Below are 25,927 nucleotides of genomic sequence, written 5' to 3'. Positions count from 1 at the left end.
TTTAATCTATTCTGTAATTAACCCATAGGCAGAAATCCTCTTTATTCTCCGAGAGACGAGCATCGAGACAATATAGGCTAAAATAAGGATGCCTACACAAGGCATTAGAATAATTGGTAGATGAATAATAAAATCCAACCGTTTAACACCTGCATTTGATAGTAATAAAGAGAGCATAGGGTTAGTAAAAAAGTAACCAAGCACACCACCAACTACAACACCCGACATTATCACAGGAAGAAAACTAATCGAGATTTGATTCATTAGTTGAATTGTTGAATAACCGATCGCTTTCATTACCCCAAACTCCTTCTTCCGCTTAATAATCATTGTTTTGATAACTAAATACAGAATCATTACGACGACTAGAACAGTAATTGCTAGAACCATCAGCATCACAGCAAAGACTGCAGCTGTATACATACCTGTTTGACTCCTTATATTTTCATCAATATCCATTGTTTCAACAATAGATTCCCCGTACTGTTCTTGGACAAGTTTAATAAAATCTTTGTTTGATATACCATCTAAATATACATAAAGGGACGTACCATTATAATCTGAATGTAATTGCTGTATTCCTTCCATTGTGATTCCGGCTACCTGCCCCAAATTCCCAATTGATTGACTTAGGCCAGTTACCAAGTACCTACTTGTTTTATTCCCATATTCTACTTCAACTGTATCACCAATTCCTTTATTGATTCGACTAGATACAACCCAAGATATCGAAATTTCATTTTCATGCTCAGGTTGCCGCCCTTCAAAGACAATGTTATTTTCTAATCGACTATATAGATCTGTAACATTTGTATATACTGTTTGATCATCAATTTTTGTTTCGATTAAATCGAAGATATTTACCTTCCGTACACGATCCATTTTTTCAATATCCTTTAAGAGTTTTCTTGTATCTGCATTTTGTTTAACGGTGATGAACACATTTCCCGGTTCAGATCCAAATAAGTTAATAAATGCAGTTTTGTCTGAAGCAATGTTGTAATACAGAACTGTAGAAAAGACAGCCGCAAAAGTTATCGAAATAATAATGAATAGAATCATCATATTTTGTTTTATATTTGCTAGCATCGATTTCATAGCAAGTAAGAAATGAAGACCGCCTCTTGCTTTCTCCAAAGGAAAATAATTTTTTCTGAAATTATGCGTTTGAATACCTCCACGAAGCGCCGCAACTGGTAAAATCCTCCGTACGCGAAAGGCAGATAGTAATGTAACGATCACAACACAAAAAACGATAAGGATAATACTGACTAGATTGATGATGATATCAAATCTTTGATTCCATATTAAGCCGGATAAGGATGAAATAATACCTCCGAAGAATGGCATTAGTACATATGACAACATAATCCCTGCCACACTTCCACAAATAACAATTAAAATAAACTGCAGAATAATAGATGAGAGAATTTGCCGGCTTGTATAACCAACCGCTTTAAGAACTCCTATATTTCCCATCCCATCTTCTATGCTATTTGAAACACGGAATCGAATGACGATCAGGGATACAAGCACAATAATGGCTGCAAAAGCTACTAATATTGTAGCGATGAAGTTAATAGTCAACGTACTTACATTTTTCACTAACTCGATATCTAATCCCAAAATATAAGAAGCCGGTTTATCTAATTGAGATTGCTGAACTTCCTTTATAAAATCATTATTTAACTTGGAAGATTGCATTTTATCTTCCATGATTGCAGATATGCTCAACGCTTTTGATTGATTATCTAGTTCATTCTCTAATTTTTGATATGAGATTTCTGGCAACATAAATTTCATAATATCTATGTTATTTGTGCCCATCATTGTGGTTTCAAAGAATCCGGAAATTCTATATTCATAGACTTGTTCCCGATATGTGAAGGTGATGCGATCACCTAATTCATACCCCCCATTCGTTTGAAAGCTGTACGGAACAAAAATATCATGGGCACTTGCTGTATTAACCTTTTCAATCAACTTTAACGAACCAACGTCACGGTTATCATCTGCATTATAAAAAATAGCACTACTAGATAATTCACCATTACCAAATTTAAAATTAGCAATGTCCATATAGATAATATCTTCTATTTCCGAATCTGTTACCCCGGGATAGTTCGCTAGAAAGTCACCATATGCCGGCTGGTAACTTTCTTGATCCATGACAAACGTGACATGCGAATCATTTAATTGGTCATTTTTATGATCAAAAAATGTGTTTAATTGTGTAATAACCATCAGGCCTATATTTAGTAAAAGCGAAGCAATTAATATAAATAAAAATAAAGAAGCCGTCGCAGATTTACTCTTTCTAATATTCGCCATAGCTAGATTCATGATTTTCAAACTACCACCCCTTTTCTGCAAGGAAATGTTTAAGCTTTTCATGGCGCTCAAAATTCTCATTCTCACTGTACAGACCGAGATGCAGGTCACCGCAAATGACGCCATCTTTCAAATATAGAACTCGATTTCCTCGCAAAGCTGTTTTTATATCATGGGTTACCAAGACAATACTTTGTCCATGACGATTTACATTCGTAAATACATCTAAAACACTGTCGCTAGATGCAGAGTTTAATGCACCAGTTGGTTCATCTGCAAATAATACTCTCGGGTTGTTAATGATCGCTCTAATAACCCCAACCCGTTGTGCCTCTCCTCCGGAAAGCTGAGTTGGAAATTTCGACCATGAGTTTTCATTAATTTCTACTTGATGTAATAGTTCTTTTGCTTTTTTAACAAGTTCCCGCTTATGTTTATGAACTAAAAGACCACTTGTCAGTACATTATCGAGTACACTCATATTGTCCAGCAAATAAATTTGTTGGAAAACAAACCCACAATTGTTTCTTCTGAATACCGCTAATTGGTCATTGTTTAACTTAGAGATATTTTTACCTGCAAAATTGATTTCACCTAATGTTGGTTTATCCATACCACTTATTGCGTAAAGGAGTGTGGTTTTTCCTGATCCGGAACTACCCATTATGATGGTAAAATCCCCTTCTACTAAACTTATATCTAAGTTTTTTAAAACATGCTGCTGCATTCCCCCGCTAGAAAAGGTTTTACACAACTTCTCCGTTTGAATCACTGTTTTTGTCATAGTTTTGTTGACATCTCCCTTTGTATCATTATTTCTTAGGTCATTAAAAAAAGACTGTAATGAAGCTTACAGTCTTATCATACAAAATGAGTTCTTAGTAAATCTTTGTGCAATTCTTAACTAATTCTTAATTATCATGCAAGCTTGATTTTCAAAACTACTGTAAAACCATCTCTTCGGTTATAACAGCTAATTTGGCCATCCAGATTTTCCATAAAGTACTTTGATATATAGAGACCCAGTCCTGAACCATTCCTACCTTCGACATTTTTTCCTCGATAATATTTATTGAATAACAGAGGTAATTCTTCTTCACTAATTCCTGAACCGTAGTCTATGATATGAAGTTCGAGAAAATCCCTATGAATTTGAGATGTAATTGTGATCTTTGTCCCTGCATATTTATATGAATTACTTATCACATTGTCTATTACCTGCTGCATCCGCAAAGGGTCTGTTAAAATAATACATGCTGGAATTGGATCATAGACAATTCGATCATCATAATTAACATTCTCAATCATATCAACAAGTACTTCGCTCGATACTTCACTTACTGTTAATTTTAATTGTTGAAGTTCCTCTAATGTGGCATGAAACATATCGGTAACAAGTAAGTCAATTTGCTCTGCTTTTGAATAGATCGTATTCACTTGCTTCATCACCTTATCATCTTTTGCCTGCATAAGCATTAATTCACTAATTGCTTTGATCGAAGCAACAGGTGTTTTAATATCATGACTTAATGTGGCCACAAGCTCTTTTTTACTACGATTTGATTCATATTCTCTTTGCCGTGCAGCATCAAGTTCTTCACGCAGTAAATCAAAACTTTCCGTGAATGCACCAAAGTAATTGTTTTTCTCCATATTTAAAGGGATATCCAAATTTCCTCTAGCCACACCTGCTGCGAAGTGTTGAAGCTGCTGAAATGGTTTTAAAAATGTTTTGTAAATATAAATCATATAAAGAATACTAAAAAGCATTAATACACCAATAATCAAACTTATGGATGTAATCAGTTCATCTTTCATTTCCTCCATGATTTCTTGTTCGTTATTGGAGATAATGATCTTCCCTACAATCTCGTTACTTTTCTTCAAATCTATCATTGTGTCTTTATTTTTTATGGAACCATATAGGTCAATAAAATGATTGTCTGGTGTTTGATAAATCAAGTTTCCCGAGTGATCGATAATAGCAAATGGGTGTTTTATATCACTGTTGTGAAACGTTTCTTCACCCACTTGCCCCCAGTTTTCCTCAACCTTTTTAACCACATCATTTATGGCTACAACATCCGCTTCAGAAATACGTTTATTTTTAATTAAGATAAAGGAGAAAACAACACCCGCACTGAATACAATTAAAATGGTCACAATTAACAGCTTTACTCTCATCGGCCGCTATCCTCTAAAACATATCCTGTTCCCCATACAGTTTTTATAAATTGTGGTTTATTAGGATTACGTTCAATTTTCTCACGCAAATGCCGAATATGTACATTTAGGGTCCCATCCCCTACAAAAGAATCTCCCCATACATGCTGAAACAATTCTTCTTTTGTGATAATACGATTTTTATTTTTCGCCAAATAAGACAAAAGCTTATACTCCATCGTTTTCAGTTGAATAACAACACCATTTACTATTACACGGTGCAGCTTTGTATCAATTTGGATCTGCCCAAACTCTAGAACATCTTGTTGGCTGTTAAAACCACTGCCATATCTTTTGAGTACTGCTTTTACTTTTGCTAGTAAAATACTTAATGTGTAAGGCTTTTGTATATAATCATCTCCGCCTATGTTAAGAGCGATCAATACATCGTCATCACTGGAACGCGCACTTATAAATAAAATCGGAACCTGTGTTGTTTGACGCAATTTTTTACATAAATCAAATCCAGAAGAATTCCCAAGATTAATATCAAGAAGAATCAAAGAAGGTTCATGTTCCTCCAAAAAACGTTCACACTCTTCAGCACTAGTAACAAATGCCGTTTTAACTTCAAACATTGTAAAATATTCACAAGTCGTTTCAGCTAAAGCAATCTCATCATCAACAATCAAACAATCTACTTTCATCGTAAATCCCCTAGAAAAAGATTATCCTTGTTTGGTAAGGATAAGATAAATTATACATTACATTCGGTTAATAAAGTGTAAATTTTTGGCATGAACGAAGTGTAAGTCTGTATTCATAAATACCCGGTGAGCAGTTATTACTTGTCATGTGACATGGAGAGTTTTTACATTATAAAACAAACCCAATCTTTTATTTAGATTGGGTTGTTTTTATATTTATCTTCTAAATGTCTCAACGTTTTCCATATAGTCCATATAGAGTACCCCAGTAACAAAATGCCAGGTATGATCATAAATAAAATACTCCCATTAGGAGACTGGGCGAAATTTATGAAATAACCCAAATGAGGAATAGTAAATCCATTGTACACTGCTTCAACATTTTCAGCTAAAACAGGGTTTGTATCTGGTGCATTATTACTATCCCCCTTTGTCATATACTGAATACGGCTGTCTGTCTGTCTAACTTCAACTATTCGGTGGGTAACAAGTCTATTCTCTTCTATAAATGTAATAACATCCCCTTTTTGAAGGTTTTCCCTTTCATCTTCGTTAACTGACTTCACAGCAATAACTGATCCTGTTTGAATCCCTGGTTCCATTGACCCTGACAGTACTGTTTTTAACTGGTAGCCATATACCGATGGTTCGCCATTAGTAAGTTTTGTGGAAAGCACGAGTCCTGCTACACTGACTAGTAAAAGCACTAATATACACGTAACAATACGATTCACCCATTTTAAAAAATTCATCTCAATCTCCCTCCTATTCGTCAGTAGTATGTTTTCCACTTTCTGACTGTATTTCTTGTTCTTCTCCATTTTCCTTAGCTCTTTCAATCTCTTTCTCAGTCTTCCTTTTGGTGTTCACTTTCTTCACTTTCCCAAGTACCAATTGTCAGACTTCCGTTTGCTTGCTTTTGGTCACTGTAATATGCAACCGTACTTGTTGTTAAAAATCCAGCTGACACTATCAGTAAATACCATATAAACATTATTTTTATAATTACTATAGTGCGGTAACTCTTCAAAATGATCTCCACCTTACTTCATTTCAAACTTAGTTGCTCTCTTTTAGAGATCAGGATCCCCATCTCTTTGTACAGCCTCAAAATTCCAATTGAGTAATAATTCATCATCTTGAAAATGATTTTGATCTTCGCCGTTATCTATAAATTGAAATTGAACGGCAAACTTCTCTTCTTTATTTCCAACAGGGAATTCTTTCAAAATTTGCTTAGGATTATCTTTTAATTCAGATAACGTTTTTTCGACCACAACTCTTTCCCTAGTATTTACGTTATATAAATACTTCACTTTTATATGATCACCTAAATCATCATCTTGATTTGACTTCCCCTTATCAATGACTTCATAAGAAGAATGTAAAATGATTTCTTTTATATTAACTGTACCATCATTAGTAAGGACAAAATTACCATTCATTGTATCCCCCGGCACTATGTCTTCAACTTGGATAATGGTATCTTTATTCATCCCAAGTTCTAATAATCCGGTTGTAAACGTATTATTTGTTAATTTTGTATCATTAAAATAAGCAACAGTACCTCCAGATATGAAAGTTAACCCTAGTGCTGCTGTTGCGAAACTTAATGCTATATCTCTTTTAAGGCTCATTTTACTTCCTCCACACATAAGATTTTCACTTTGTTAATCTCATGATGAATACAAGACTCATAGTATTTTAATATTAGAAAAACTTGGCTTGTCGCCAAGTCCTAATGGCGAAAGCTTAGTTTTTCTTATACTATCATCCATAAAATTCATATACTTTCTGATAGTATTAAAATAGTAGAAGAGAGAGAATGAGCTTCTCTCCCTTTCTACTTAAATAAAAATATTATCTAGCTTCAAAAGACCAATTGAGACTTAATTTGTCCCCTTGAAATTGATTTTGGTCTTCACCGTTATCCACAAATTCAAACTCAACATACATTGTGTCTTGCGTTCCAGCCGGTAATCCACTGCCCTCATTTTCAAATCCAATTACGTTTTTCTCAACAGCATCTGGAGTCATTTGTTGTAATTCATATAAAGTTGTTGAAAAAATAATATCATTAGGGCCATATTCTTCACTCTTATCACTGTTTTCAAGAAAATTCACTCGAATATGTTTACCAAAATCATCTGTATTGTCTCCTTTTGCATCTTCAACCTCATAGCTTGTCGATAAGAGAACTTCAGAGATGTCAAGTGATCCATTGTTTACTAGATCAAAAGCACGAATCATCCAACTCCCAGGACTTAAGTCATCCACATCAATAATTACCTCAGGATCTACTGCAAGATCTAACGTGCCTGCAGCAAAAGTGTTACTAGCTTCTGCTGTATCACTAAAATAGGCGAACGTACCTCCACCGATCAATCCCATCCCCAAAACTGCTGTTGCTACACCTAAACCTAATTTACTCTTAATACTCATTTTCATTTCCTCCCCATAATCATATTAAGATTCTAAAGACACGATCAAATCTACCATTTCCATCTCAACTAATTGACATCTGGCTCTAGGTGTACGGTGAGTGAGCTCCCTTCCTTTTGATAACTATTAGTTAACCATCCATTGTTCTTTTTTAAGAATGAATACGCTAAATAAAGAACAACACACCCTGCATTATAAAGAAATCTATTTTTACTTGAAAAACCTCAAAAACTGACAATTATTTATTTTATAGACAAGTTTCTCCTATTTCCTTCTATTTTCTCCAGATACCATAATATATTCCATTTTATGTTAATTTTTAGTAAATAATATTTACATTAAATTTACTTTCAAATAGACTGTTTTCTCAAAAGTTGTCGTTTATTCACATAGCATTTACATTTTTAATAAAACATTAATATTCTAAATGTGTTATTTTGTCGTTCCTATACTAAATACTTAGTACTTCATCCCTTTCTTTTTCCCTACTATAGTACGTAATAATGAATTAACATGACCTCATTACGACTAAATGACTAATAAAACTTATTCTTTATCTTCCATTACTACATACTTTAGGAACAAGTTCATAGTTTTTTAGGAAATTACATTAAATTAACATACCCTTTATAATTTCCTGTTAACTTTTCTACTAGAGCTAGTTTCATAGATGATTGACATCCTCAAAAAATAGTAGGGAGGAACATGTGGTGAATTTGGGGAAAAACGAATTGAACAGACGTGATTTCTTAAAAGTCGGTGGAATGAGTACTGTTGCATTAACACTAGGAGCAACTGGAGTATTGTCATTAACAGGAGGACCTGAGAGTTTTGCAGCAGCAAGTAATTCAAGGAAAGCAACCAGCGGATTTGAAGGTTTTGGTCCATTAGTAAAGGATCCTAATGGAATTCTTGATCTCCCAAGAGGATTTCAATATCGGATCATTTCAAAAACAGGAGATCCAATGCCTAACGGAGACTTAGTTCCTGCTATGCTTGATGGAATGGCCGCATATAAAGGTGAGAAAAATACGACGATCCTTGTCCGTAACCATGAGAATGGAACAAACTCTGATTTTCCTGTAAACGGAAAAAATCCTTGGAGCAAAGGAGCTGCTGGCGGTACGACAACTCTGATTGTGACACCTGACCGAGAAGTCATTGATGAGTATGTAAGCAACTCAGGAACAATCCGTAACTGTGCTGGTGGCGCTTCTACTTGGGGCACTTGGTTAACGTGTGAAGAAACACGCGAATTAGGCCATGGCTTTGTGTTTGAAGTAAATCCATTAGATCCTGAGAACGAAATGTCGAAAACACCTATACGTGATATGGGCTATTTCTCACATGAAGCATGCGCTGTGGATCCTTCAACCGGCATTTGGTATTTAACAGAAGATAGCAGCCCAAGCTTCCTGTATCGATTTACTCCGCATGACCGCAGCCAAACGCTTGGTTCACTTCAAAAGGGTGGAATTCTTGAAGCAGCAGCGATTGATGAAATTTCAACCTCTTCACCTAGTCAGCTAAACAGCGGACAGAAGTTTGGTATCGTCTGGAAAAAACTAAACCCGGAGCGCGCACAACAGGATGCCAAGGATTTAGGCTGCATTCAATTTAGCCGCTTAGAAGGAGCTTATTTTTCTGCGGGAACATTTTGGTTTGATGACACAAGTGCCGGCTCTAAAGAACTTGGACGTGTGTATCGCTATTTCCCTGCGACAAATACACTTGAGCTTTTCTATGAATCTACTGAAAAAAATGAATTAGAAATGCCTGACAATATCACGATCACTCCATGGGGGGACCTTTGGATTGCAGAAGATGGCGGCGGAAATGACCGCATCGTCGGATTAACACCAGAAGGCACTATTTATACATTTGCAGAAAATATGATGAACGGTTCTGAGTTCGCAGGACCTACATTTTCACCAGATGGAAAAACGTTCTTCGTAAATATGCAAACACCTGGGATTACCTTTGCGATCTGGGGACCTTTCGCTCGCAGAAATACTGCGCGCCAACGTGCAATGGGACTTGCCGCACCACCAGCATCTTTAGCACCAGCTGTTTCTGACAAGCTTCTTACTTTTGCTGAAGAGCAAGGAATGTCCCGTTTAGAAGCAGCAGCACTAGAGCGTCATGGAATGCCTATTCTTTAATCAAACCAAAATTCATCTGGAGGTGAAAAAATGTTATCTAACATTGGAATACCCGGTCTTATTCTCATTCTCGTCATCGCTTTGATTATTTTTGGTCCTTCCAAATTACCTGAAATCGGACGAGCTTTCGGAAGCACATTAAAAGAATTTAAAAAGGCAACCAATGATCTGGTAAACGGAGATAATGATCAAGAACAAAAGAATTCTATTAAAGAAAAAAATAAGTTAGTCGGAATTGAAAAAACAGACAGTAAGACCGGTAGTTAAACAAACTGAACGATGTAGGCATAATTTAAATTCGCCTACATCGTTCACTTGTAAAAGGAGTTTATTTATGGAAGAAACTAAAATGAAACTCATTGACCATTTAGATGAATTACGTAAACGCCTAATCATCACAAGTATTTCTTTTGTTCTTTCCTTTATAGTAGCATTTATTTTTGTGAAGGATATTTATCAATTTTTAGTGAAAGATCTTGACGGTAAATTAGCTTTACTGGGGCCTGGAGATATCATCTGGATTTACATGATGATTGCCGGGGTAATGGCTATTGCTGCCACGATTCCGATTGCAGCATTCCAAATATGGCAGTTTGTCAAACCTGCGCTTACTAAAGAGGAACAAAAACACTCTTTAGCCTTTATTCCAGCCTTATTTTTTCTATTCATTATCGGGATTGCATTTGGTTACCTAATTCTGTTTCCGATTGTCCTCTCATTTTTAACAGGACTCATTGATGATCAATTTGCAACTTTCTTTACAGCCGAAAAATACTTTAAGTTTATGTTCAATCTGACAATACCTTTTGGTTTTTTATTTGAAATGCCTGCGGTTATCATGTTTTTAACAAAGTTAGGAATTATTAATCCAAAAAAACTAGTAAAGGCGCGGAAAATCTCCTATTTTTCTCTGATTGTTATTTCGATTTTAATAACCCCTCCTGATTTTATATCAGACGTTTTAGTTATCATTCCTTTACTGCTCTTGTACGAATTAAGTGTTACCTTAAGCAAAGTTGTTTTTCGAAAAAGACTAGCTTCAGAATCGAATGTCTCTCCTAATGATACGGCTTTTAAAGTGTGATCAACCATCAGCTGGGGGATATTCCCCTCTGATGATTGATTACACCTGATGCATATAAGAGGCAATATTTCTTTATTCAATTAACATACTGGACAATAGTCCAAACAATAGTTGATATTAAGATTGATTGACCGATACCAAATAGAATTCCAGTAATAAAACGAATAGAGTTTGAACTTTGCCTCCAGCCCCATCTTTGTGTAAATCCATCAATTAATAGTGGAATTGCCATAATAATTGAAATCCAAAAAGGAAGAACCATATGAATAGCTACAACAACCGGAGTGCACATATAGCCAAGCAACATGGCAAAGCATCTAGCACAAAGATTCATAGGTTTCCCTTTAAAATGAAAACACCTCTCAGGCAAACGATGACATGGGATTATGTATAAAATTTCATTCATTGTTTTTCCTCCCAAGCTGACAATTAATTTGGGCTACAGTCACAATCAAAGCCTTTATCTCCATCACAATCACAATCCATTTTTTTCATCAAAGAGAAATCCGGACAATCAATTGCTGCCGAGTTACAGTCTGTACAATCCGAACTACTCTTTTCTTTCTTATGATTTCTTTTTCGATAATACCTAATTAAAAAAATCAATAATATAATGGCTGATCCTAATAAAATACTTCCAATCAAATAAGAAGCTTCTATAAGAAGAACAATACCCGCTATAAGCAATATTAGAAATACAGTTAGACCAATGAAAAACATAGTTTCCTCCAACATAGTAAATTCATTAATGCGATGAATTTTTCCAGTAATTGTTTACTTCTATTATAAAATCATTTGAAATATTTAGCAGTATTAAATAAATATATCCAGGTTATAAATTTTAGAAAGATTAAAAGGCAACAACCTGGAATTAGGTTCGTTGCCTATCTTAAAAGTGAGTTATGTTACATACCTATATGAGGGTTACTGTTCCCCCATGCCATCAGGATTCTTTTGACCTAAAGTTATCAAGCAATGCACGCACTTCCATTGTTGACTTTGTACTCATTAATTGATTTCTTAATTCACTTGCCCCTCGAAAACCTTTGACATAGATCTTAAAAAATCGATGAAGAGCCGTGAACGGACGCAGCTCTAAACCTGAATATTTATCATGAAGATCCATATGCAACCTTAAGAGATCAAGCAATTCCTTACTGCTATGTTCTTTCGGCTCCTTTTCGAAAGCAAATGGATTATGGAAAATACCACGCCCAATCATAACTCCATCAATACCGTATTGCTGAGCAAGCCTTAAGCCAGTTTGGTAGTCTGGGATATCCCCATTAATCGTTAAGAGTGTATCTGGTGCCACCTCGTCACGAAGTTTCTTAATTTCCGGAATTAGCTCCCAATGAGCAGGTACTTTGCTCATTTCGTCTCTTGTACGTAGATGGATGGAAAGATTAGCAATATCTTGTTTCAATATGTGTGCCAGCCAGTCGTGCCATTCGTCTACTTCCGTGAATCCAAGTCTTGTCTTTACACTTACAGGCAATCCTCCTGCTTTTGCTGCTTGTATTAATTCTGCAGCAACTTCCGGACGGAGGATAAGACCACTTCCCTTTCCGTGTTGCGTCACATTAGGCACAGGACAACCCATGTTGATATCGATTCCCTTAAAACCAAGTTCCGCCATACCAATACTCATTTGCCTGAAGTATTCAGGCTTGTCCCCCCATATATGGGCTACAATCGGTTGTTCATCCTCTGTAAAAGTCAAACGACCACGAACACTTTTTTTCCCCTCTGGATGACAATAACTCTCCGAATTTGTAAACTCTGTAAAAAACACATCAGGTCTTGCTGCTTCACTCACTACATGGCGAAAAACAACATCTGTCACTTCTTCCATTGGTGCTAGTATAAAAAAAGGTCGTGGTAATTCACGCCAAAAATTATCGATCATCTTCAAATTCAAATCCTCTCATTACAGGGTGCCAAGGCAAACCCTTATCCCAAGATTAAAAAGTAATATGTCCAATTACACTTATACCATGCTTAAGCACTTTTTATCAAACGTCAGGGAGTAGGGTGATGGAAATGCATTATCTATAGGAATAGCAGAATGAGGCAAGGGTTTGTTATGGATTTTTTGGTTGACCCTTTTAAAATGAGTGTGTGTCGAAACTCAGAGGGTGCTGGCTGGCTTTCGATAGAGAAATAATTTTATCTTATTTTTTCATAGGGTAACAGCCACTTAAAATATTTATCTTCCATTTTGGAAATCATCAAATAATTCACGAAGATAATCTCTTCTCCCATGTAATATTCTATAAATAATAATTATATCATCCATAATTTTGTAAAAAATCAAATACGGATGTACGACTATAAAGCGAAATCCCCGCTCAATAAGAGTATATTTTTCTTCAGAAAGTACGGTACCTAAATGAGGAAAGGCAGCAAGGCACCCTATTTGAAAATTTAGATTTTCAAGGAGACTTTCGGCGGCAGTTACATTATCTTGTGAAATATAGGAAAAAATCTCATCCATATCATCTATTGCAGCAGGTGTATATTTAATTTGATTCTTTTGCTGCATTGATTTTTCTCCGAATGATTTCAATTACATCCTCATGGTTTATTAATTCTGCCCCTTCCGCAACCTGCTTTTCTGCAACCAAAAGCTTAGATTGTAATTTATTCCGGGCTTCCATCCTTCTGAAAGTTTCATGACTCATAACAACCAAATCAGCTTCACCATTTCGAGTTAGTACTACTGGTTCATCCAATTCATGACAATATTTTGAAAACCCGTTATAATCTTGACGGATTGTTGTTGAAGGCTTAATATTCATGTGCATCCTCCTAGATAACATTATTCTAACTATATTATAACATTATTCTAATTTTATATACCAGGTGAACAATATGACAATGCAACAATTCTAATAAAGATCACTAATTGATCAAGGGAGCTTAATTTTATTTTTGATTAAATGTTCAATTGTCATTTTTAACATTTCGGGATAGTATCGGGAGAAGAATTCACCGGTAGTAATAGTGAGACACTTTGGTAGTAACTTATTAGTTTTGAGATTAACGGGGCTCTGTTGGATTTTTGGTATTAAAGGTAAAACATATAGGGGTAGGTTCATTCAGTGGGATTTTTCAGGAGTTACTAAAAAAATATTTTGAACTGCACTAAAAAGCAAGTTGAAACATAAGAAATTTATACAGATGGCCTATCACACCCTTCCTAATTACCGAATTTATTCATGTTTCAAATCATCTACAACCTCCTTATCAATCTATTTTTACTTTATTCTCCAAAGTTTTTCATATTCCTTCCTACTTTGTATAGTGCGTAATAAAAATTATAGATTCACTAATATTTCACATGACGATATGATTATTGATACTGGTTCCTCTCACACTGCAATTACTCCCAGTAATTTCAACTTTACAATACCCACACTCTTTTTCCACTAGTTTTTTCACAAAAATCATTTCTCAAATTAAAAAATTCTTTTAGTACGTAAAATAACAATTATAAGATTAATAATCGAGGTAACGACAAAGCAGATGAAAATGCCTTGCATCATCTAAATGATGTAACTCCAACAATTCTTCATTCACTGGTTGAAAAGATTACTTGTGAATATGACTGCACTGTCCATTTTAAATAAAGCATTGTTAATCTCTTATATGACTCTTAAAAAGGCAATGCCACTGAAGGGCAGTTGCCTTATTTTAAAATGAGTTGCGCCACGCACTCCACATGTGTCGTATGCGGAAACATATCAACCGGCTGCACCTCAACCGTTTCATATCCGCCTAACTCAAGCACCTGCAAATCCCTTGCCAACGTCCCGGGATTACAAGACACATAAACAACACGCTTAGGCTTCATCTCTATAATGGTCTTCAACAGCGCCTCATCACATCCCTTACGAGGAGGATCCACAACAATGACATCTGCCGTATTCCCTTGCTTGTACCATTCCGGAATAACAACCTCCGCTTCACCAACAGCAAACTCAGCATTTGTCATTCCATTCAGCTCGGCATTTCTCTTCGCATCCTCAATTGCTTCAGGTACAATTTCTACACCAAAAACCCGCTTTGCTTTTTGAGCCAGAAACAATGAAATTGTCCCAATTCCACAATAAGCGTCGATGACAGATTCTTCACCATTTAAACCGGCATATTCAAGAGCTTTGTCATATAAGACTTTTGTTTGCTCCGGATTCACTTGATAGAAAGATCGGGCTGAAATGGCAAATTTCACGTCACCGATTTTATCGTAAATATATTCCTCTCCCCAAAGCACCTTCGTCTCGTCACCAAAAATAACATTGGTTCGCTTGTTATTAATATTTTGCACGATTGATTTTACTTGCGGAAATTGAGTTGTTATTTCCTTTATAATGTCATTCTTATGAGGAAAATCTGCTGTTTTCGAAACAAATACAACCATCATTTCCTTTGTAACAAGGCCATAGCGTACCATAATATGACGCAGCCAGCCTTTGTGCTTTTCCTCGTTATATGCCCGGATTCCATAGGTTTCACATATATTCTTTACAGCTTGTACAATATCATCATTTTCAGCTTGCTGAATGAGACATCTTTCCATATCGATAATGTCATGGCTTCTTTTCTGATAAAAGCCCGCTACAAGTCCACCTTCACGTTCACCAATTGGGACCTGTGCTTTGTTTCGATAGTTCCAGGGATCGTTCATTCCTAATGTAGGATGTACATGAACTTTTGTTAAATCCAGTTTCCCAATTCGTGATAAAACCTGTTCAACTTGCCTTTTCTTGAAGCCAAGTTGTCCTTCATAACTAAGATGCTGGAGCTGACATCCTCCACATTGTGAGTAGATGGGACAGGGTGCGTTTGTACGATGTTTACTTTGTTCATAAGTTTCAATTAACCGGCCAAAGGCAAAACCCTTTTTCACCTTGATGACCTTTATTTTTGCTCGTTCGTCTGGCAGAGCATTTTCAACAAAGATGGGAAAGCCGTCCACTTTAGCAACGCCTGCACCTTCATGTGTTAAATCCTCAAAGGTAACATCGTAGTATTCATTTTTTGCAACAGGTACTTGAATTTTTGACATGTCGTTCTTCCTTTACGTACAATAATTTACACTATTTTATCATAGTCCAGTGAAAGTAAAAAACCTGGCTGTTACCCTGTGCCAAGTTTCTTATTCTTCCATTTGCTTTACTTTTTCTGCTGACATAATGACATCAATATGCTGGTACATATTAACGAACTCGCCAGGCAGCAAACCACCATATTCACCGTCTAAATTGAGCTGCATTTTATCTTTATTTTGTACCTTAACACGGTTCGCTTTTGTATATATAAGATGCTCATCATTAATATGCTCGCCTCTTAGGGCTAAGCCGGCGATTCGGATAAACTCTGCAAGGTTTGTCTTTTTTAAAATTAACAGATCAAACATTCCATCATCTAACCTTGAATCTGGTGCAAGCTTTTCAAAACCTCCAACTGAGTTTGTAAGAGAAACTAAAAACAACATAATTTCTCCCTCATAAAGCTTTCCATCATATTCAATTTCCACCTCAGCAGGACGAATGGACGGAAGCATCTCCATACCTTTTAAATAATAAGCCAGCTGTCCTACCATTGTTTTTAGCTTACTTGGCACTTCATAGGTAAGCTCTGTCAGACGACCGCCACCGGCAATATTAATAAAGTAATGGTCATTCACTTTCCCAATATCGATCTTTTTCGGCCTTCCGGCTAGTATGACTTCAACTGCTTGAATCACATTATTTAACGGAATACCGATAGCCCGCGCAAAATCATTTGTTGTCCCAACCGGAATAACGGCAAGTGTCGGACGGTTTTCTTGATCAGCCACGCCATTCACGACCTCATTGATTGTTCCATCTCCACCAGCTGCGACAATCAAGTCAAAGTCACGTTCACATGCAGCTTTTGCTGCCTTTGTGGCATCTCCTTCACATGTTGTAGCATGACAGGACGTTTCATAGCCTGCTTGTTCAAATTTTTGTAATACCTCTGGAAGATTCTTTTTAAAAAGCTCACGTCCCGAGGTTGGATTATAAATAATTCTAGCTCTTTTCATACTCATCATCCTATATTCATGAAATGACATTTAAGTCTTTTTTAAAATCATTTATATACTATTATCATTGTCTCCCATTTTGATGGGTACAAAACATTTTAACCCAACTACCATTATCACCATGTTTTATAATAAAAGTAAAGTTTTTCATTCGATTTTCCATGCAGAAGTAGTATGAACCCGTTCGCATTTTTGTTACAATTATTAGCAAATCACTTGGAAAGCAGGTATACATATGGATGAGCTGAATGACCAGTATATTAGGCGTATTCAACTTTTAAGAGATTCTGTCCCTTCTTTTCAACAATATCCCTTTAATCTGCCAAGTATAGAATTTCTTGATGAAATATCACTTCATCCAAATGTTACGTTTTTGGTTGGAGAAAATGGAATGGGTAAGTCGACATTATTAGAAGCTATTGCCCTTGGTATAGGCTTTAATCCTGAAGGCGGTTCACTTAATTTCACATTTTCCACCTATGATTCTCACTCAAACCTTGATCACTACCTAAGACTAATAAAAGGAACAATTAGACCTAAGGACGGTTTTTTCTTAAGAGCTGAAAGCTTTTATAATGTTGCTTCAAATATTGAAGAATTAGACAAGGAAGGTCGGGGTCCCCGGGTCATCGACGGATATGGCGGACAATCTTTACATGAACAATCACATGGTGAGTCTTTCTTCGCCACTTTTACGAACCGATTTCGTGGACAAGGTATTTATTTACTGGATGAGCCTGAAGCTGCTCTCTCACCTTTACGGCAACTGTCGATGCTCTCCAGAATTGATGAACTTGTTCATCATGACTCTCAATTTATTATCGCCACTCATTCACCGATTATTATGGCTTATCCCAAAGCAACAATTTATGAACTATCAGAAGAAGGGATTCGTGAAACGAAGCTTGAAGACACAAACCACTATCAATTAATGAAACAGTTTTTTGATGACAAAGATCGCATCCTTCATCATTTATTACAACAAGATACCATGTAAAAGAGAGATCCCGTGCAGAGCAGATCTCTCTTTTTGCTTTTATCTTTTTTGGATTTCTTCCATCAATAGTTTATTTACCATCGGTGGATTTGCTTGTCCTTTTGTTGCCTTCATAATTTGACCAACTAAGAAGCCAATTGCTTTTTGTTTACCATTTTTGAAGTCATCAACAGATTGTGGATTTGCATCGATCGCATCGTTAACAAATTTACGTAATGTTTCATCATCGGAAATTTGAACCAATCCTTTTTCTTTTACAATCGTTTCAGGATCTCCACCATTTTCGATAAGTTCTTTGAATACTTGCTTGGCAATTTTTGAAGAAATCGTTCCATTTTCAATTAGCTTAATCATCCCTGCTAAACCTTCTGCCGTAAGAGCGACATCATGTAGCTCTTTCCCTTCAGCATTTAAGTAAGCAGAAACTTCACCCATGATCCAGTTTGATGCTTGTTTTGCTTCAGCACCAGCTGTTAAGGTAGCTTCAAAGAAATCAGACATTTCCTTCGTCATCGTTAACACCTGTGCATCATACGCAGGTAAGCCAAGCTCATCAATATATCGTTTGCGGCGAGCATCCGGAAGCTCAGGAATGGACGTACGGATTCTGTTCTTCCATTCATCATCAATATATAGTTCAACAAGATCCGGCTCAGGGAAATAACGGTAATCATCAGAGCCTTCTTTTACACGCATAAGAATCGTTTTCTTCGTTGCTTCGTCATAGCGACGAGTTTCCTGGTCAATCACCCCACCGGAACGAAGAACCTTTTCTTGACGTTTTTCCTCATATTCTAGGCCTTTTTGAACAAATGCAAAGGAGTTTAAGTTTTTAAGCTCTGTTTTTGTTCCGAACTCTTCTTGTCCTACAGGACGTAAAGAGATGTTGGCGTCACAACGTAGTGAGCCTTCTTCCATTTTGCAATCTGATACCTCAGTATATTGAATAATCGCTTTAAGCTTTTCTAAATAAGCATAGGCTTCTTCAGGTGTACGGATATCCGGTTCAGATACGATTTCAATAAGAGGTGTACCCTGACGGTTTAAATCAACTAAAGAGTAGCCGTCATTTGAGTGAATTAATTTACCTGCATCTTCTTCCATATGAATACGTGTGATGCCGATACGTTTTGTTTCACCATTTACTTCAATATCAATCCATCCATTTTCCCCAATCGGTTTATCAAATTGGGAAATTTGGTATGCTTTTGGATTATCCGGATAAAAATAATTTTTACGATCAAATTTCGTCTCAGTAGCAACTTCGCAGTTCAAAGCCATACATGCCTTCATCGCAAAATCAACAACTTTTTTATTCAAGACAGGTAATACACCTGGATAGCCCAGCTCGACTACGGTTGTATTTGTGTTCGGCTCAGCACCAAAGTGGTTTGGTGCACTTGAAAAGATTTTTGATTCAGTTTTTAGCTCAACATGGACCTCAAGTCCTATGACCGTTTCATATTCCATTGTTTCCTCACCCCTTACAATTCAGGTTTTGCTTTATGATGTTCTGTTGCCTGCTCAAACGCATGAGCAACTCGGTAGATGGTACTTTCATCGAAATGCTTTCCGATAATCTGTAATCCAAGCGGTAATCCATTTGATAAGCCACAAGGCACAGAAATTCCTGGTACACCTGCAAGGTTTACAGGAATTGTTAAAATATCATTTGCATACATTGTTAATGGATCTTTTACATTTTCACCGATTTTAAAGGCAGGTGTTGGTGTAGTCGGCCCAATAATAACATCATAATTTTCAAATACATCTTCAAAATCTTTTTTGATTAATGTACGTACTTTTTGCGCTTTTTTATAGTAAGCATCATAGTAACCGGAGCTTAATGCAAATGTTCCAAGCATAATACGTCGCTTCACTTCATTACCAAAGCCCTCTGCACGACTCTGCTTGTACAACTCAATTAGATTTTCTGCATTATCTGATCGATAGCCATAACGCACACCATCAAAACGAGACAGGTTTGCAGAAGCTTCAGATGAAGAAAGTAAATAGTAGGTTGCAAGAGCATATTTAGAGTGTGGTAATGAAACCTCTTCCCATGTCGCTCCTAGTCCTTCCAACACTTTTAATGAATCAAGAACTGACTGCTTTACTTCTTCATTTACACCTTCACCAAGATATTCTTTTGGTACAGCGATTTTTAATCCTTTCACATCACCTGTTAGTGAAGAAAGGAAATCTGGTACTTCCACATTTGCAGAAGTTGAATCCATTTCATCTACACCAGAGATCGCTTGCAGGAGGAAAGCATTATCTTCAACTGTACGTGTAATTGGTCCAATTTGGTCTAAAGAAGATGCAAAAGCAACCAAACCAAAACGGGAAACACGTCCATATGTAGGCTTTAGTCCAACAACTCCACAGAAAGAAGCAGGTTGACGAATGGAACCACCTGTATCTGATCCCAGTGAAAAAGGAACTTCACCAGCAGCTACAGCAGCAGCAGACCCGCCACTAGAACCACCTGGAACAGTCTCTAAATTCCAAGGATTACGAGTCGGTTTAAAGCCGGAGTTCTCAGTTGATGAACCCATCGCAAATTCGTCCATGTTTAGTTTTCCGATTGTCACTGCTTCAGCATTTTGAAGATGTTTCACAACCGTTGCATCATAAATAGGATCAAAGTTCTCCAGGATCTTACTAGCACAAGTTGTACGTAAGCCTTTTGTTACGATATTATCTTTGACCCCGATCGGCATACCGAATAATAGCCCAAATTCACTACGGCTATCTAACGCTTCATCTAATTCCTTAGCATATGTACGTGCTTGTTCTTCATTTAATGCAAGGAACGCTCCAACTTTATCATCAACCGCTTGGATGCGTTGATAAGATTCATCCACTAAATCAGAAACAGTTATTTCCTTCTTATGTAAAAGTTCTTTTAATTCTGATATTTTATGATCAAATAATGCCATGCTTGTCCCTCCTTTATTCTAAAATTGATGGTACACGAATATACCCATCAGCATGATCTGGTGCATTTTTAACAACCTCTTCGTTATCTAATCCTTTTTTAGGAACATCTTCTCTCATCACATTTTTCATATCCAATACATGAGAAGTAGGCTTAACATTTTCAGTATCGACTTCATTTAATTGCTCTGCAAATGTAATAATTGCATCTAATTGTTTTGTAAAAAGCTCCGCATCTTCCTCAGAAATAGCCAAACGAGCTAAATTCGCAACATGCTTTACTTGATCAGTTGAAATTCTAGACATCTAACACTCACCTCCACAAAATCGTACAATCACAATACTCTGATGATACCAAATGAACATATATTTAATCAACAATTGTAGAGAAAAGCTACCATACTTGGAGATCAAATTTAGGATTATCTTCGATTCTGAGGACTTCATCTACGATTATTAAGATATATCTTCGATTCCTTCTATTTTATCTTCGATTCTTCAAATTTATCGACTATTCGACAAAAACCTAAAATTGAGGAATAAAAAAAACGCTAGTTTCATACTAGCGGGACACGTTAAGTACTACTCAATCTCAATCTTCTTTGGCTTCTTTTTATCCAACTGAATCTCCAGTAATCCGTGTTTATACATGGCCTTCATATTTTTCCTCAATACATAATGAGGCAACGAAACATTTTTGACTCCACCGATTCTCCTGCTTTGATGACGTTGCTCCTTCACTCTAATGACCACATCGTCTCCACGCAATTCCACTTGAATATCCTCTTTTGGGACACCCGGAAGCTCAGCAATAACAATAAAATGATCTGCTGTCTCCTTTACATCTATGGAGAAACCAGCAACAGGATTTGATTTCCTAAACGCGTCATCTATAGAATCCAGCAATGTTCGTTTAGGCCGGCTTTGGAAAAACTCATTGATCAGCTTCATTGGATCTGTCATTCTTTATAACCTCCATTTACGTTTTAATATATCCTATGAAGCTAATCTGTTTTTTGCCTATCAAAAAACACCCCCTTAAAATGAAAGGGGATGTTTCGGCTTTAAGACTTTCTTAATTCAGCTTTAAACGTATCAAACTCATTTTGAACTTCTTCCGAAGGCTCTTTTCCTAATAAACTCACAATCCAAATTGTGATCCATGAAAAGATGAATCCTGGTGCCAGTTCATACAAATCAAAAATACCGCCTGTTAGTTTAGACCAAATAATAACGGTTAGAGCACCAACAATCATTCCGGCTAATGCACCATTTCTGGTCATGCGTTTCCAGAACAAGCTCAAGATAATAAGTGGACCAAATGCAGCACCAAACCCTGCCCATGCATAACTTACAAGCTCAAGAACTTTACTCTCTCGATCATAACCTAAGAAGATTGCAATGATCGCAATAACAAGACAGGCAATTCTTCCAACAATCATTTCTTCCTTTTGTGTAGCATCTCTTTTAAATAGCTGCTTATAAAAGTCTTGTGCTAAAGCACTTGAAGCAACAATTAATTGAGAATCTACTGTACTCATAATAGCTGCAAGAATTGCTGCAAGCAAGAATCCTGAAACCCAAGGATTAAATAACACCTGTGAAAACATAATAAACACTGTTTCAGAGTTTTCAAGCGGTGCATCAGCAAAGTAAGCAATTCCTGTGAATCCGATAAAAATTGCTCCAAAGAGTGAAATAATCATCCATGTCATCCCAATTAATCGAGCTTTTGGAATATCCTTAGTCGATCTAATCCCCATAAATCGAACAACAATATGCGGTTGACCAAAATAACCCAGTCCCCATGCAAGTAGTGAAACTACTCCTATAAATGTTGCTCCTGTATTGATATCTAGATAAGATGGATCAATATTTCCAATCTTTTGTAACGTGTCTCCCCAACCACCAAGTTCATATACAACAACGATTGGTATAATGACTAAAGCTAAAAGCATTAAAATTCCTTGAATAAAATCAGTCCAACTTGCTGCCAGGAATCCTCCTAAAAGAGTATATGAAAGGATAACTCCACAACCAATCCATAACGCTAGTCTATAATCCATTCCAAACGAACTTTCAAGAAGAATGGCACCACCTACCAGACTTGAAGAAGTGTAAAAAGTAAAGAATACCAGAATAACAATAGCAGATACGATTCTTAGTAATCTTGATTTATCACGGAAACGATTTTCAAAATAGTCTGATACCGTGATTGAATCATTTGCAACTTCCGTATATACCCTAAATGGCTTTGCAACAAATTGCCAGTTTAAATACGCACCAACTGATAAACCTATCGCAATCCACATTCCTCCCATACCACTGGCATACATGGCTCCGGGTAAACCCAGCATTAACCAACCACTCATGTCTGATGCTCCTGCACTTAAAGCGGCTACCCCCGGAGTTAGACGTCTTCCTCCAAGTACGTAATCTGTTAAATTACTTGTCATTTTAGATGCAACTATTCCAATAGCTAACATCCCTACCAGATAAATAATAATTGCCGTTAATTGGGCTATATTAATATCCATTTTTCCTTAACCACTCCTTTTCTCAGTAAAATAGGTAATAATCGATAGTACTACTAACAATGGCATTGGGATCAACAACCAACACCATGTTGCTAAAGTTAATTCCATATGGACACCCCCTAAATTAGCTTTAACAAATCCTTATGCAGTCATATGCAATTTCATGATGAAAGATATTTATAGGCTAATAGACTGACAGTAGGCACGAGACGTTTAACATCTTAACACAATCTGACAGATCAAACAAATTTCCGTCTTGGCCGCAAATTAAAAAATGCATAATTATTCACAAAAACGCATCAATTAGTCAAAATATCCTATTATAGATTATATCTATTCATTAAAATTCATAAAATTAAGTTTGCAAAAATTGCGTTTTTCCACATATTTTTTGATGATTTTTGTCTTTCAGCACTTAGAATTTCATGATATAATAATTTATTTTTCCCTCTATTTACTTATCTAAAACACTACTTATATTTTCAATTTTCTGGATATATCTATTAATTTATGGTAAAATCGGACGAGAATCATTTCGTCAGGAGTGGTAAAATTGAAGAAATTCTTAATTGGCTTTGGTGGATTTTTAATCCTCCTGGGTGCAGGTGGATTAATCAATCATATATCGATGACCTTTAAAGCTGCTGAAGCAGAAAGAGAAATGTATGGCGGGTCAATCGACTTTATGTTACTTCAAATGGTTGGTTCTTTCGGACCTTATTTATTTGCGTTGATAGGTGGAGGAATCATTATTGCCATTTCAGCCTTTTTAACTGCATACGAAAAAAGAAATGACCTCACTTCACAGTTAATTCATACTTTATCAAACAAAGATTCAGATAAAAAAATAAATGTTATTTCTCCCCAACCACAACAAACAGAAAATACACCACAGCAGGATTCAAAAGAGGATGAAATTCCACTTTATGAACAGCCACACAATGAGCGGCTTTATTGGAATGGATAAAATGCTAAGATTAGAAAAATTTGGCTTGTCGCCAAGCCCTAATGGCGAAAGCATTAGTTTTTCTTATACTATCATCCATAAAATTTATATACTTTCTGATAGTACAAAAGAAACCCATACTTTTATGCATTCTCTCAACCATGTTAATATTAGCAGGATCATTGGTTTTCTCTCAATCTTACTTTAGTTATAAAGAAGTACAATCACTCTCTGCTAGTTGCTAGAGCCAAGGAGGCTTTCCTATTATTGAGAAGTCTTGTACAAGATAGAATATTTTTCATTGTAATATTGAATAGAATAAAACCGCTTGGAGATCTCCAAGCGGTTTTATTATTTATAAATATGAACGGTTGGTTCCTCTTGATTTGGCTCTTTCAAAATGAGTGCTTCCTGACCAGATGTTGACATAATATTGACTTCTACATTCATGTAATCCGGAAAGTATTCCATGATTTTCCCGGTAACAAATTGAGTAAATGCCACTACTTCTGCTTTTCCATAAAACTGCATTGGAATTTCAATATCAAGATAGTTAAGTTCCTCATTTTTGTAAAATGCTTTTCCGATTACACCTGTGTAATTCGGGAAAAACTCTTCGATATCCTGCTTAAATCGATTAAACATTTGCGCGTCATCTCTGTAGTCTTCTGTTGCTTCCGGTGATGGAAAGAAGTAATAATCTTCCTTTATATCTTCCCATTTCCCTAAATTGTTGGTACCCTGCTTTACTGTTGTTTTCGCAATAAAATTACCAGGAACAATTGAGGACTTTTTTTCTTGTTCATATAAGGCAATAACAATTGGAACGTTCTCTAAACCACTTGTGTTTCTAACACGAGTAATGATTTCCTGTGCAATTTCTTTTCCTTTTGAGAGGATTTCACTTCTACTAATTTTATGCTCTCTTGCATAACCATCCTTTTGATTAAAGTAGTGTACAGAATTCATCGCTAACCCGATAACAACTCCGCCAAGCTTGGCTGTATTACCCTCCTGGATTAAATAGTTATGCTCAAGCATATGTGCTAAGTAAATTGGATTATTGGCATTTTGTTGTTCTAATCCACCTTCACCAGTAAGCGCAGGATTTAATCCTAAATCCACAAATTTTTCATCATTTTCTTTTGCCTCTGCTTGTGCCTGTTTTAGAGCATCACCGGTTAGCTTTCTCTTTAACCAGCTCGTAATCACTTCACTTGTTAAATATTGGCCTTCCTGATATAGATATTCATCTGTGGAAAATGTCTCCTGCGCAACCCTCATTAAACCTGTTTCAAACTCGTCAATATCAAGTCGGGTATTTAGTTGTTCTGACACTAACCCTCTTGCTTCCCCTTGCTTAAACGGTAAAACCATTTTGTAATATGAGTCTGAAATATTATACTTTGGGATGATCGCTGTTTCCGTAGATTCATCCTCGGTTTCCTGAACGATTTCCTCTTGCTCTCCGAAATTAGGTGCACAAGCCGTTAAAAATAGTAAGCCTGTTAACACCATAACTAGTCTCTTTTTCAATGTAAGTCC

General features: G+C 36.3%; 26 protein-coding genes. 5 read left to right on the top strand and 21 right to left on the bottom strand.

Annotation, left to right across the window (positions count from 1 at the left end; translation table 11 throughout):
• Window positions 1-6 precede the first annotated feature (6 nt).
• The 8 genes from BK577_RS13435 to BK577_RS13400 form a co-directional block, all read right to left on the bottom strand.
• Window positions 7-2,343: an ABC transporter permease gene (locus BK577_RS13435; protein ID WP_245823511.1), complete on the bottom strand. Its 2,337-nt coding sequence runs from the start codon at window positions 2,341-2,343 to the stop codon at window positions 7-9.
• Window positions 2,344-2,353: 10 nt separating this feature from the next.
• On the bottom strand, window positions 2,354-3,115 hold the full coding sequence (locus BK577_RS13430; RefSeq protein ID WP_078433251.1) for an ABC transporter ATP-binding protein: 762 nt from the start codon (window positions 3,113-3,115) through the stop codon (window positions 2,354-2,356).
• A 134-nt stretch (window positions 3,116-3,249) separates the two neighbouring features.
• Complete coding sequence (locus BK577_RS13425) at window positions 3,250-4,515, bottom strand: HAMP domain-containing sensor histidine kinase (RefSeq protein ID WP_078433250.1); 1,266 nt, start codon at window positions 4,513-4,515, stop codon at window positions 3,250-3,252.
• A complete protein-coding gene (locus BK577_RS13420) occupies window positions 4,512-5,201 on the bottom strand; it encodes a response regulator transcription factor (protein ID WP_078433249.1) in 690 nt (229 codons plus the stop codon). The genes BK577_RS13425 and BK577_RS13420 overlap by 4 nt, the downstream gene beginning before the upstream one ends.
• 194 nt (window positions 5,202-5,395) lie before the next feature.
• On the bottom strand, window positions 5,396-5,953 hold the full coding sequence (gene sipW / locus BK577_RS13415; protein ID WP_078433248.1) for a signal peptidase I SipW: 558 nt from the start codon (window positions 5,951-5,953) through the stop codon (window positions 5,396-5,398).
• A gap of 95 nt (window positions 5,954-6,048) precedes the next feature.
• Complete coding sequence (locus BK577_RS13410; RefSeq protein ID WP_078433247.1) at window positions 6,049-6,231, bottom strand: SipW-dependent-type signal peptide-containing protein; 183 nt, start codon at window positions 6,229-6,231, stop codon at window positions 6,049-6,051.
• Between the two features lie 43 nt (window positions 6,232-6,274).
• On the bottom strand, window positions 6,275-6,838 hold the full coding sequence (locus tag BK577_RS13405) for a TasA family protein (protein WP_169908236.1): 564 nt from the start codon (window positions 6,836-6,838) through the stop codon (window positions 6,275-6,277).
• A gap of 223 nt (window positions 6,839-7,061) precedes the next feature.
• On the bottom strand, window positions 7,062-7,643 hold the full coding sequence (locus BK577_RS13400; protein ID WP_078433245.1) for a CalY family protein: 582 nt from the start codon (window positions 7,641-7,643) through the stop codon (window positions 7,062-7,064).
• A 710-nt stretch (window positions 7,644-8,353) separates the two neighbouring features.
• Between BK577_RS13400 and BK577_RS13395 the strand changes: the two genes are divergently transcribed.
• From BK577_RS13395 to tatC, 3 genes are all read left to right on the top strand, one after another.
• Window positions 8,354-9,805, top strand: a complete 1,452-nt coding sequence (locus BK577_RS13395) for an alkaline phosphatase PhoX (protein ID WP_245823474.1) — start codon at window positions 8,354-8,356, stop codon at window positions 9,803-9,805.
• Window positions 9,806-9,835: 30 nt separating this feature from the next.
• A complete protein-coding gene (tatA, locus tag BK577_RS13390; RefSeq protein WP_078433244.1) occupies window positions 9,836-10,072 on the top strand; it encodes a twin-arginine translocase TatA/TatE family subunit in 237 nt (78 codons plus the stop codon).
• A gap of 67 nt (window positions 10,073-10,139) precedes the next feature.
• Window positions 10,140-10,889, top strand: a complete 750-nt coding sequence (tatC, locus tag BK577_RS13385; protein WP_078433243.1) for a twin-arginine translocase subunit TatC — start codon at window positions 10,140-10,142, stop codon at window positions 10,887-10,889.
• A 76-nt stretch (window positions 10,890-10,965) separates the two neighbouring features.
• On the opposite strand, the gene BK577_RS13380 is transcribed toward tatC, so the two are convergent.
• From BK577_RS13380 to BK577_RS13350, 7 genes are all read right to left on the bottom strand, one after another.
• Complete coding sequence (locus BK577_RS13380) at window positions 10,966-11,295, bottom strand: DUF2085 domain-containing protein (protein ID WP_078433242.1); 330 nt, start codon at window positions 11,293-11,295, stop codon at window positions 10,966-10,968.
• A 23-nt stretch (window positions 11,296-11,318) separates the two neighbouring features.
• The gene (locus BK577_RS13375; RefSeq protein ID WP_078433241.1) at window positions 11,319-11,609 is read right to left on the bottom strand and encodes a hypothetical protein; all 291 of its coding nucleotides are present in this window, start codon (window positions 11,607-11,609) and stop codon (window positions 11,319-11,321) included.
• A 223-nt stretch (window positions 11,610-11,832) separates the two neighbouring features.
• Complete coding sequence (locus BK577_RS13370; RefSeq protein WP_078433572.1) at window positions 11,833-12,798, bottom strand: tRNA dihydrouridine synthase; 966 nt, start codon at window positions 12,796-12,798, stop codon at window positions 11,833-11,835.
• Window positions 12,799-13,098: 300 nt separating this feature from the next.
• A complete protein-coding gene (locus tag BK577_RS13365) occupies window positions 13,099-13,434 on the bottom strand; it encodes a type II toxin-antitoxin system RelE/ParE family toxin (protein ID WP_078433240.1) in 336 nt (111 codons plus the stop codon).
• Entirely contained in the window at window positions 13,412-13,690 is a 279-nt protein-coding gene (locus BK577_RS13360) for a type II toxin-antitoxin system Phd/YefM family antitoxin (protein WP_078433239.1), read from the bottom strand. Before BK577_RS13360 ends, BK577_RS13365 begins: the two co-directional genes overlap by 23 nt.
• 890 nt (window positions 13,691-14,580) lie before the next feature.
• The gene (gene rlmD / locus BK577_RS13355; protein ID WP_078433238.1) at window positions 14,581-15,960 is read right to left on the bottom strand and encodes a 23S rRNA (uracil(1939)-C(5))-methyltransferase RlmD; all 1,380 of its coding nucleotides are present in this window, start codon (window positions 15,958-15,960) and stop codon (window positions 14,581-14,583) included.
• 90 nt (window positions 15,961-16,050) lie between these two features.
• The gene (locus BK577_RS13350) at window positions 16,051-16,962 is read right to left on the bottom strand and encodes a diacylglycerol kinase (protein WP_078433237.1); all 912 of its coding nucleotides are present in this window, start codon (window positions 16,960-16,962) and stop codon (window positions 16,051-16,053) included.
• A 235-nt stretch (window positions 16,963-17,197) separates the two neighbouring features.
• Between BK577_RS13350 and BK577_RS13345 the strand changes: the two genes are divergently transcribed.
• Entirely contained in the window at window positions 17,198-17,959 is a 762-nt protein-coding gene (locus BK577_RS13345; RefSeq protein WP_078433236.1) for an AAA family ATPase, read from the top strand.
• A gap of 39 nt (window positions 17,960-17,998) precedes the next feature.
• Here the strand turns inward: BK577_RS13345 and gatB are convergent, their stop codons facing one another.
• The 5 genes from gatB to putP form a co-directional block, all read right to left on the bottom strand.
• Window positions 17,999-19,429, bottom strand: coding sequence for an Asp-tRNA(Asn)/Glu-tRNA(Gln) amidotransferase subunit GatB (gene gatB, locus BK577_RS13340; protein ID WP_078433235.1), 1,431 nt, complete (start codon window positions 19,427-19,429; stop codon window positions 17,999-18,001).
• A gap of 14 nt (window positions 19,430-19,443) precedes the next feature.
• Entirely contained in the window at window positions 19,444-20,901 is a 1,458-nt protein-coding gene (gatA, locus tag BK577_RS13335; RefSeq protein ID WP_078433234.1) for an Asp-tRNA(Asn)/Glu-tRNA(Gln) amidotransferase subunit GatA, read from the bottom strand.
• Between the two features lie 13 nt (window positions 20,902-20,914).
• Entirely contained in the window at window positions 20,915-21,205 is a 291-nt protein-coding gene (gene gatC / locus BK577_RS13330; RefSeq protein ID WP_078433233.1) for an Asp-tRNA(Asn)/Glu-tRNA(Gln) amidotransferase subunit GatC, read from the bottom strand.
• A 276-nt stretch (window positions 21,206-21,481) separates the two neighbouring features.
• Window positions 21,482-21,862: an Hsp20/alpha crystallin family protein gene (locus BK577_RS13325; protein ID WP_078433232.1), complete on the bottom strand. Its 381-nt coding sequence runs from the start codon at window positions 21,860-21,862 to the stop codon at window positions 21,482-21,484.
• A 101-nt stretch (window positions 21,863-21,963) separates the two neighbouring features.
• Window positions 21,964-23,436 (bottom strand): sodium/proline symporter PutP, encoded by a 1,473-nt coding sequence (putP, locus tag BK577_RS13320; RefSeq protein ID WP_078433231.1) that lies wholly within the window; start codon window positions 23,434-23,436, stop codon window positions 21,964-21,966.
• 553 nt (window positions 23,437-23,989) lie between these two features.
• On the opposite strand from putP, the gene BK577_RS13315 reads away from it, so the two are divergent.
• Window positions 23,990-24,403 (top strand): hypothetical protein, encoded by a 414-nt coding sequence (locus BK577_RS13315; protein WP_078433230.1) that lies wholly within the window; start codon window positions 23,990-23,992, stop codon window positions 24,401-24,403.
• Between the two features lie 330 nt (window positions 24,404-24,733).
• Here the strand turns inward: BK577_RS13315 and BK577_RS13310 are convergent, their stop codons facing one another.
• Complete coding sequence (locus tag BK577_RS13310) at window positions 24,734-25,918, bottom strand: CamS family sex pheromone protein (protein WP_078433229.1); 1,185 nt, start codon at window positions 25,916-25,918, stop codon at window positions 24,734-24,736.
• Between the last annotated feature and the right edge of the window lie 9 nt (window positions 25,919-25,927).

The organism is Metabacillus halosaccharovorans (assembly GCF_002019635.1).
Lineage (GTDB): Bacteria > Bacillota > Bacilli > Bacillales > Bacillaceae > Metabacillus > Metabacillus halosaccharovorans.
Note: the sequence above shows the minus strand (reverse complement) of the source record. Positions and strands in the feature narration are given on the sequence as shown.

Bases quoted from the DNA above. Each gene is read 5' to 3' on its own strand.
- BK577_RS13345 (WP_078433236.1), top strand. From the start codon at position 17,198: ATGGATGAGCTGAATGACCAGTATATTAGGCGTATTCAACTTTTAAGA.
- gatB (WP_078433235.1), bottom strand. From the start codon at position 19,429: ATGGAATATGAAACGGTCATAGGACTTGAGGTCCATGTTGAGCTAAAA.
- BK577_RS13360 (WP_078433239.1), bottom strand. From the start codon at position 13,690: ATGAATATTAAGCCTTCAACAACAATCCGTCAAGATTATAACGGGTTT.
- rlmD (WP_078433238.1), bottom strand. From the start codon at position 15,960: ATGTCAAAAATTCAAGTACCTGTTGCAAAAAATGAATACTACGATGTT.
- BK577_RS13420 (WP_078433249.1), bottom strand. From the start codon at position 5,201: ATGAAAGTAGATTGTTTGATTGTTGATGATGAGATTGCTTTAGCTGAA.
- BK577_RS13435 (WP_245823511.1), bottom strand. From the start codon at position 2,343: ATGAATCTAGCTATGGCGAATATTAGAAAGAGTAAATCTGCGACGGCT.
- BK577_RS13375 (WP_078433241.1), bottom strand. From the start codon at position 11,609: ATGTTTTTCATTGGTCTAACTGTATTTCTAATATTGCTTATAGCGGGT.
- putP (WP_078433231.1), bottom strand. From the start codon at position 23,436: ATGGATATTAATATAGCCCAATTAACGGCAATTATTATTTATCTGGTA.
- BK577_RS13400 (WP_078433245.1), bottom strand. From the start codon at position 7,643: ATGAGTATTAAGAGTAAATTAGGTTTAGGTGTAGCAACAGCAGTTTTG.
- BK577_RS13325 (WP_078433232.1), bottom strand. From the start codon at position 21,862: ATGACAGATCCAATGAAGCTGATCAATGAGTTTTTCCAAAGCCGGCCT.
- BK577_RS13365 (WP_078433240.1), bottom strand. From the start codon at position 13,434: ATGCAGCAAAAGAATCAAATTAAATATACACCTGCTGCAATAGATGAT.
- BK577_RS13405 (WP_169908236.1), bottom strand. From the start codon at position 6,838: ATGAGCCTTAAAAGAGATATAGCATTAAGTTTCGCAACAGCAGCACTA.
- sipW (WP_078433248.1), bottom strand. From the start codon at position 5,953: ATGAATTTTTTAAAATGGGTGAATCGTATTGTTACGTGTATATTAGTG.
- BK577_RS13370 (WP_078433572.1), bottom strand. From the start codon at position 12,798: ATGATCGATAATTTTTGGCGTGAATTACCACGACCTTTTTTTATACTA.
- tatA (WP_078433244.1), top strand. From the start codon at position 9,836: ATGTTATCTAACATTGGAATACCCGGTCTTATTCTCATTCTCGTCATC.
- BK577_RS13430 (WP_078433251.1), bottom strand. From the start codon at position 3,115: ATGACAAAAACAGTGATTCAAACGGAGAAGTTGTGTAAAACCTTTTCT.
- BK577_RS13350 (WP_078433237.1), bottom strand. From the start codon at position 16,962: ATGAAAAGAGCTAGAATTATTTATAATCCAACCTCGGGACGTGAGCTT.
- BK577_RS13380 (WP_078433242.1), bottom strand. From the start codon at position 11,295: ATGAATGAAATTTTATACATAATCCCATGTCATCGTTTGCCTGAGAGG.
- BK577_RS13425 (WP_078433250.1), bottom strand. From the start codon at position 4,515: ATGAGAGTAAAGCTGTTAATTGTGACCATTTTAATTGTATTCAGTGCG.
- gatA (WP_078433234.1), bottom strand. From the start codon at position 20,901: ATGGCATTATTTGATCATAAAATATCAGAATTAAAAGAACTTTTACAT.
- gatC (WP_078433233.1), bottom strand. From the start codon at position 21,205: ATGTCTAGAATTTCAACTGATCAAGTAAAGCATGTTGCGAATTTAGCT.
- tatC (WP_078433243.1), top strand. From the start codon at position 10,140: ATGGAAGAAACTAAAATGAAACTCATTGACCATTTAGATGAATTACGT.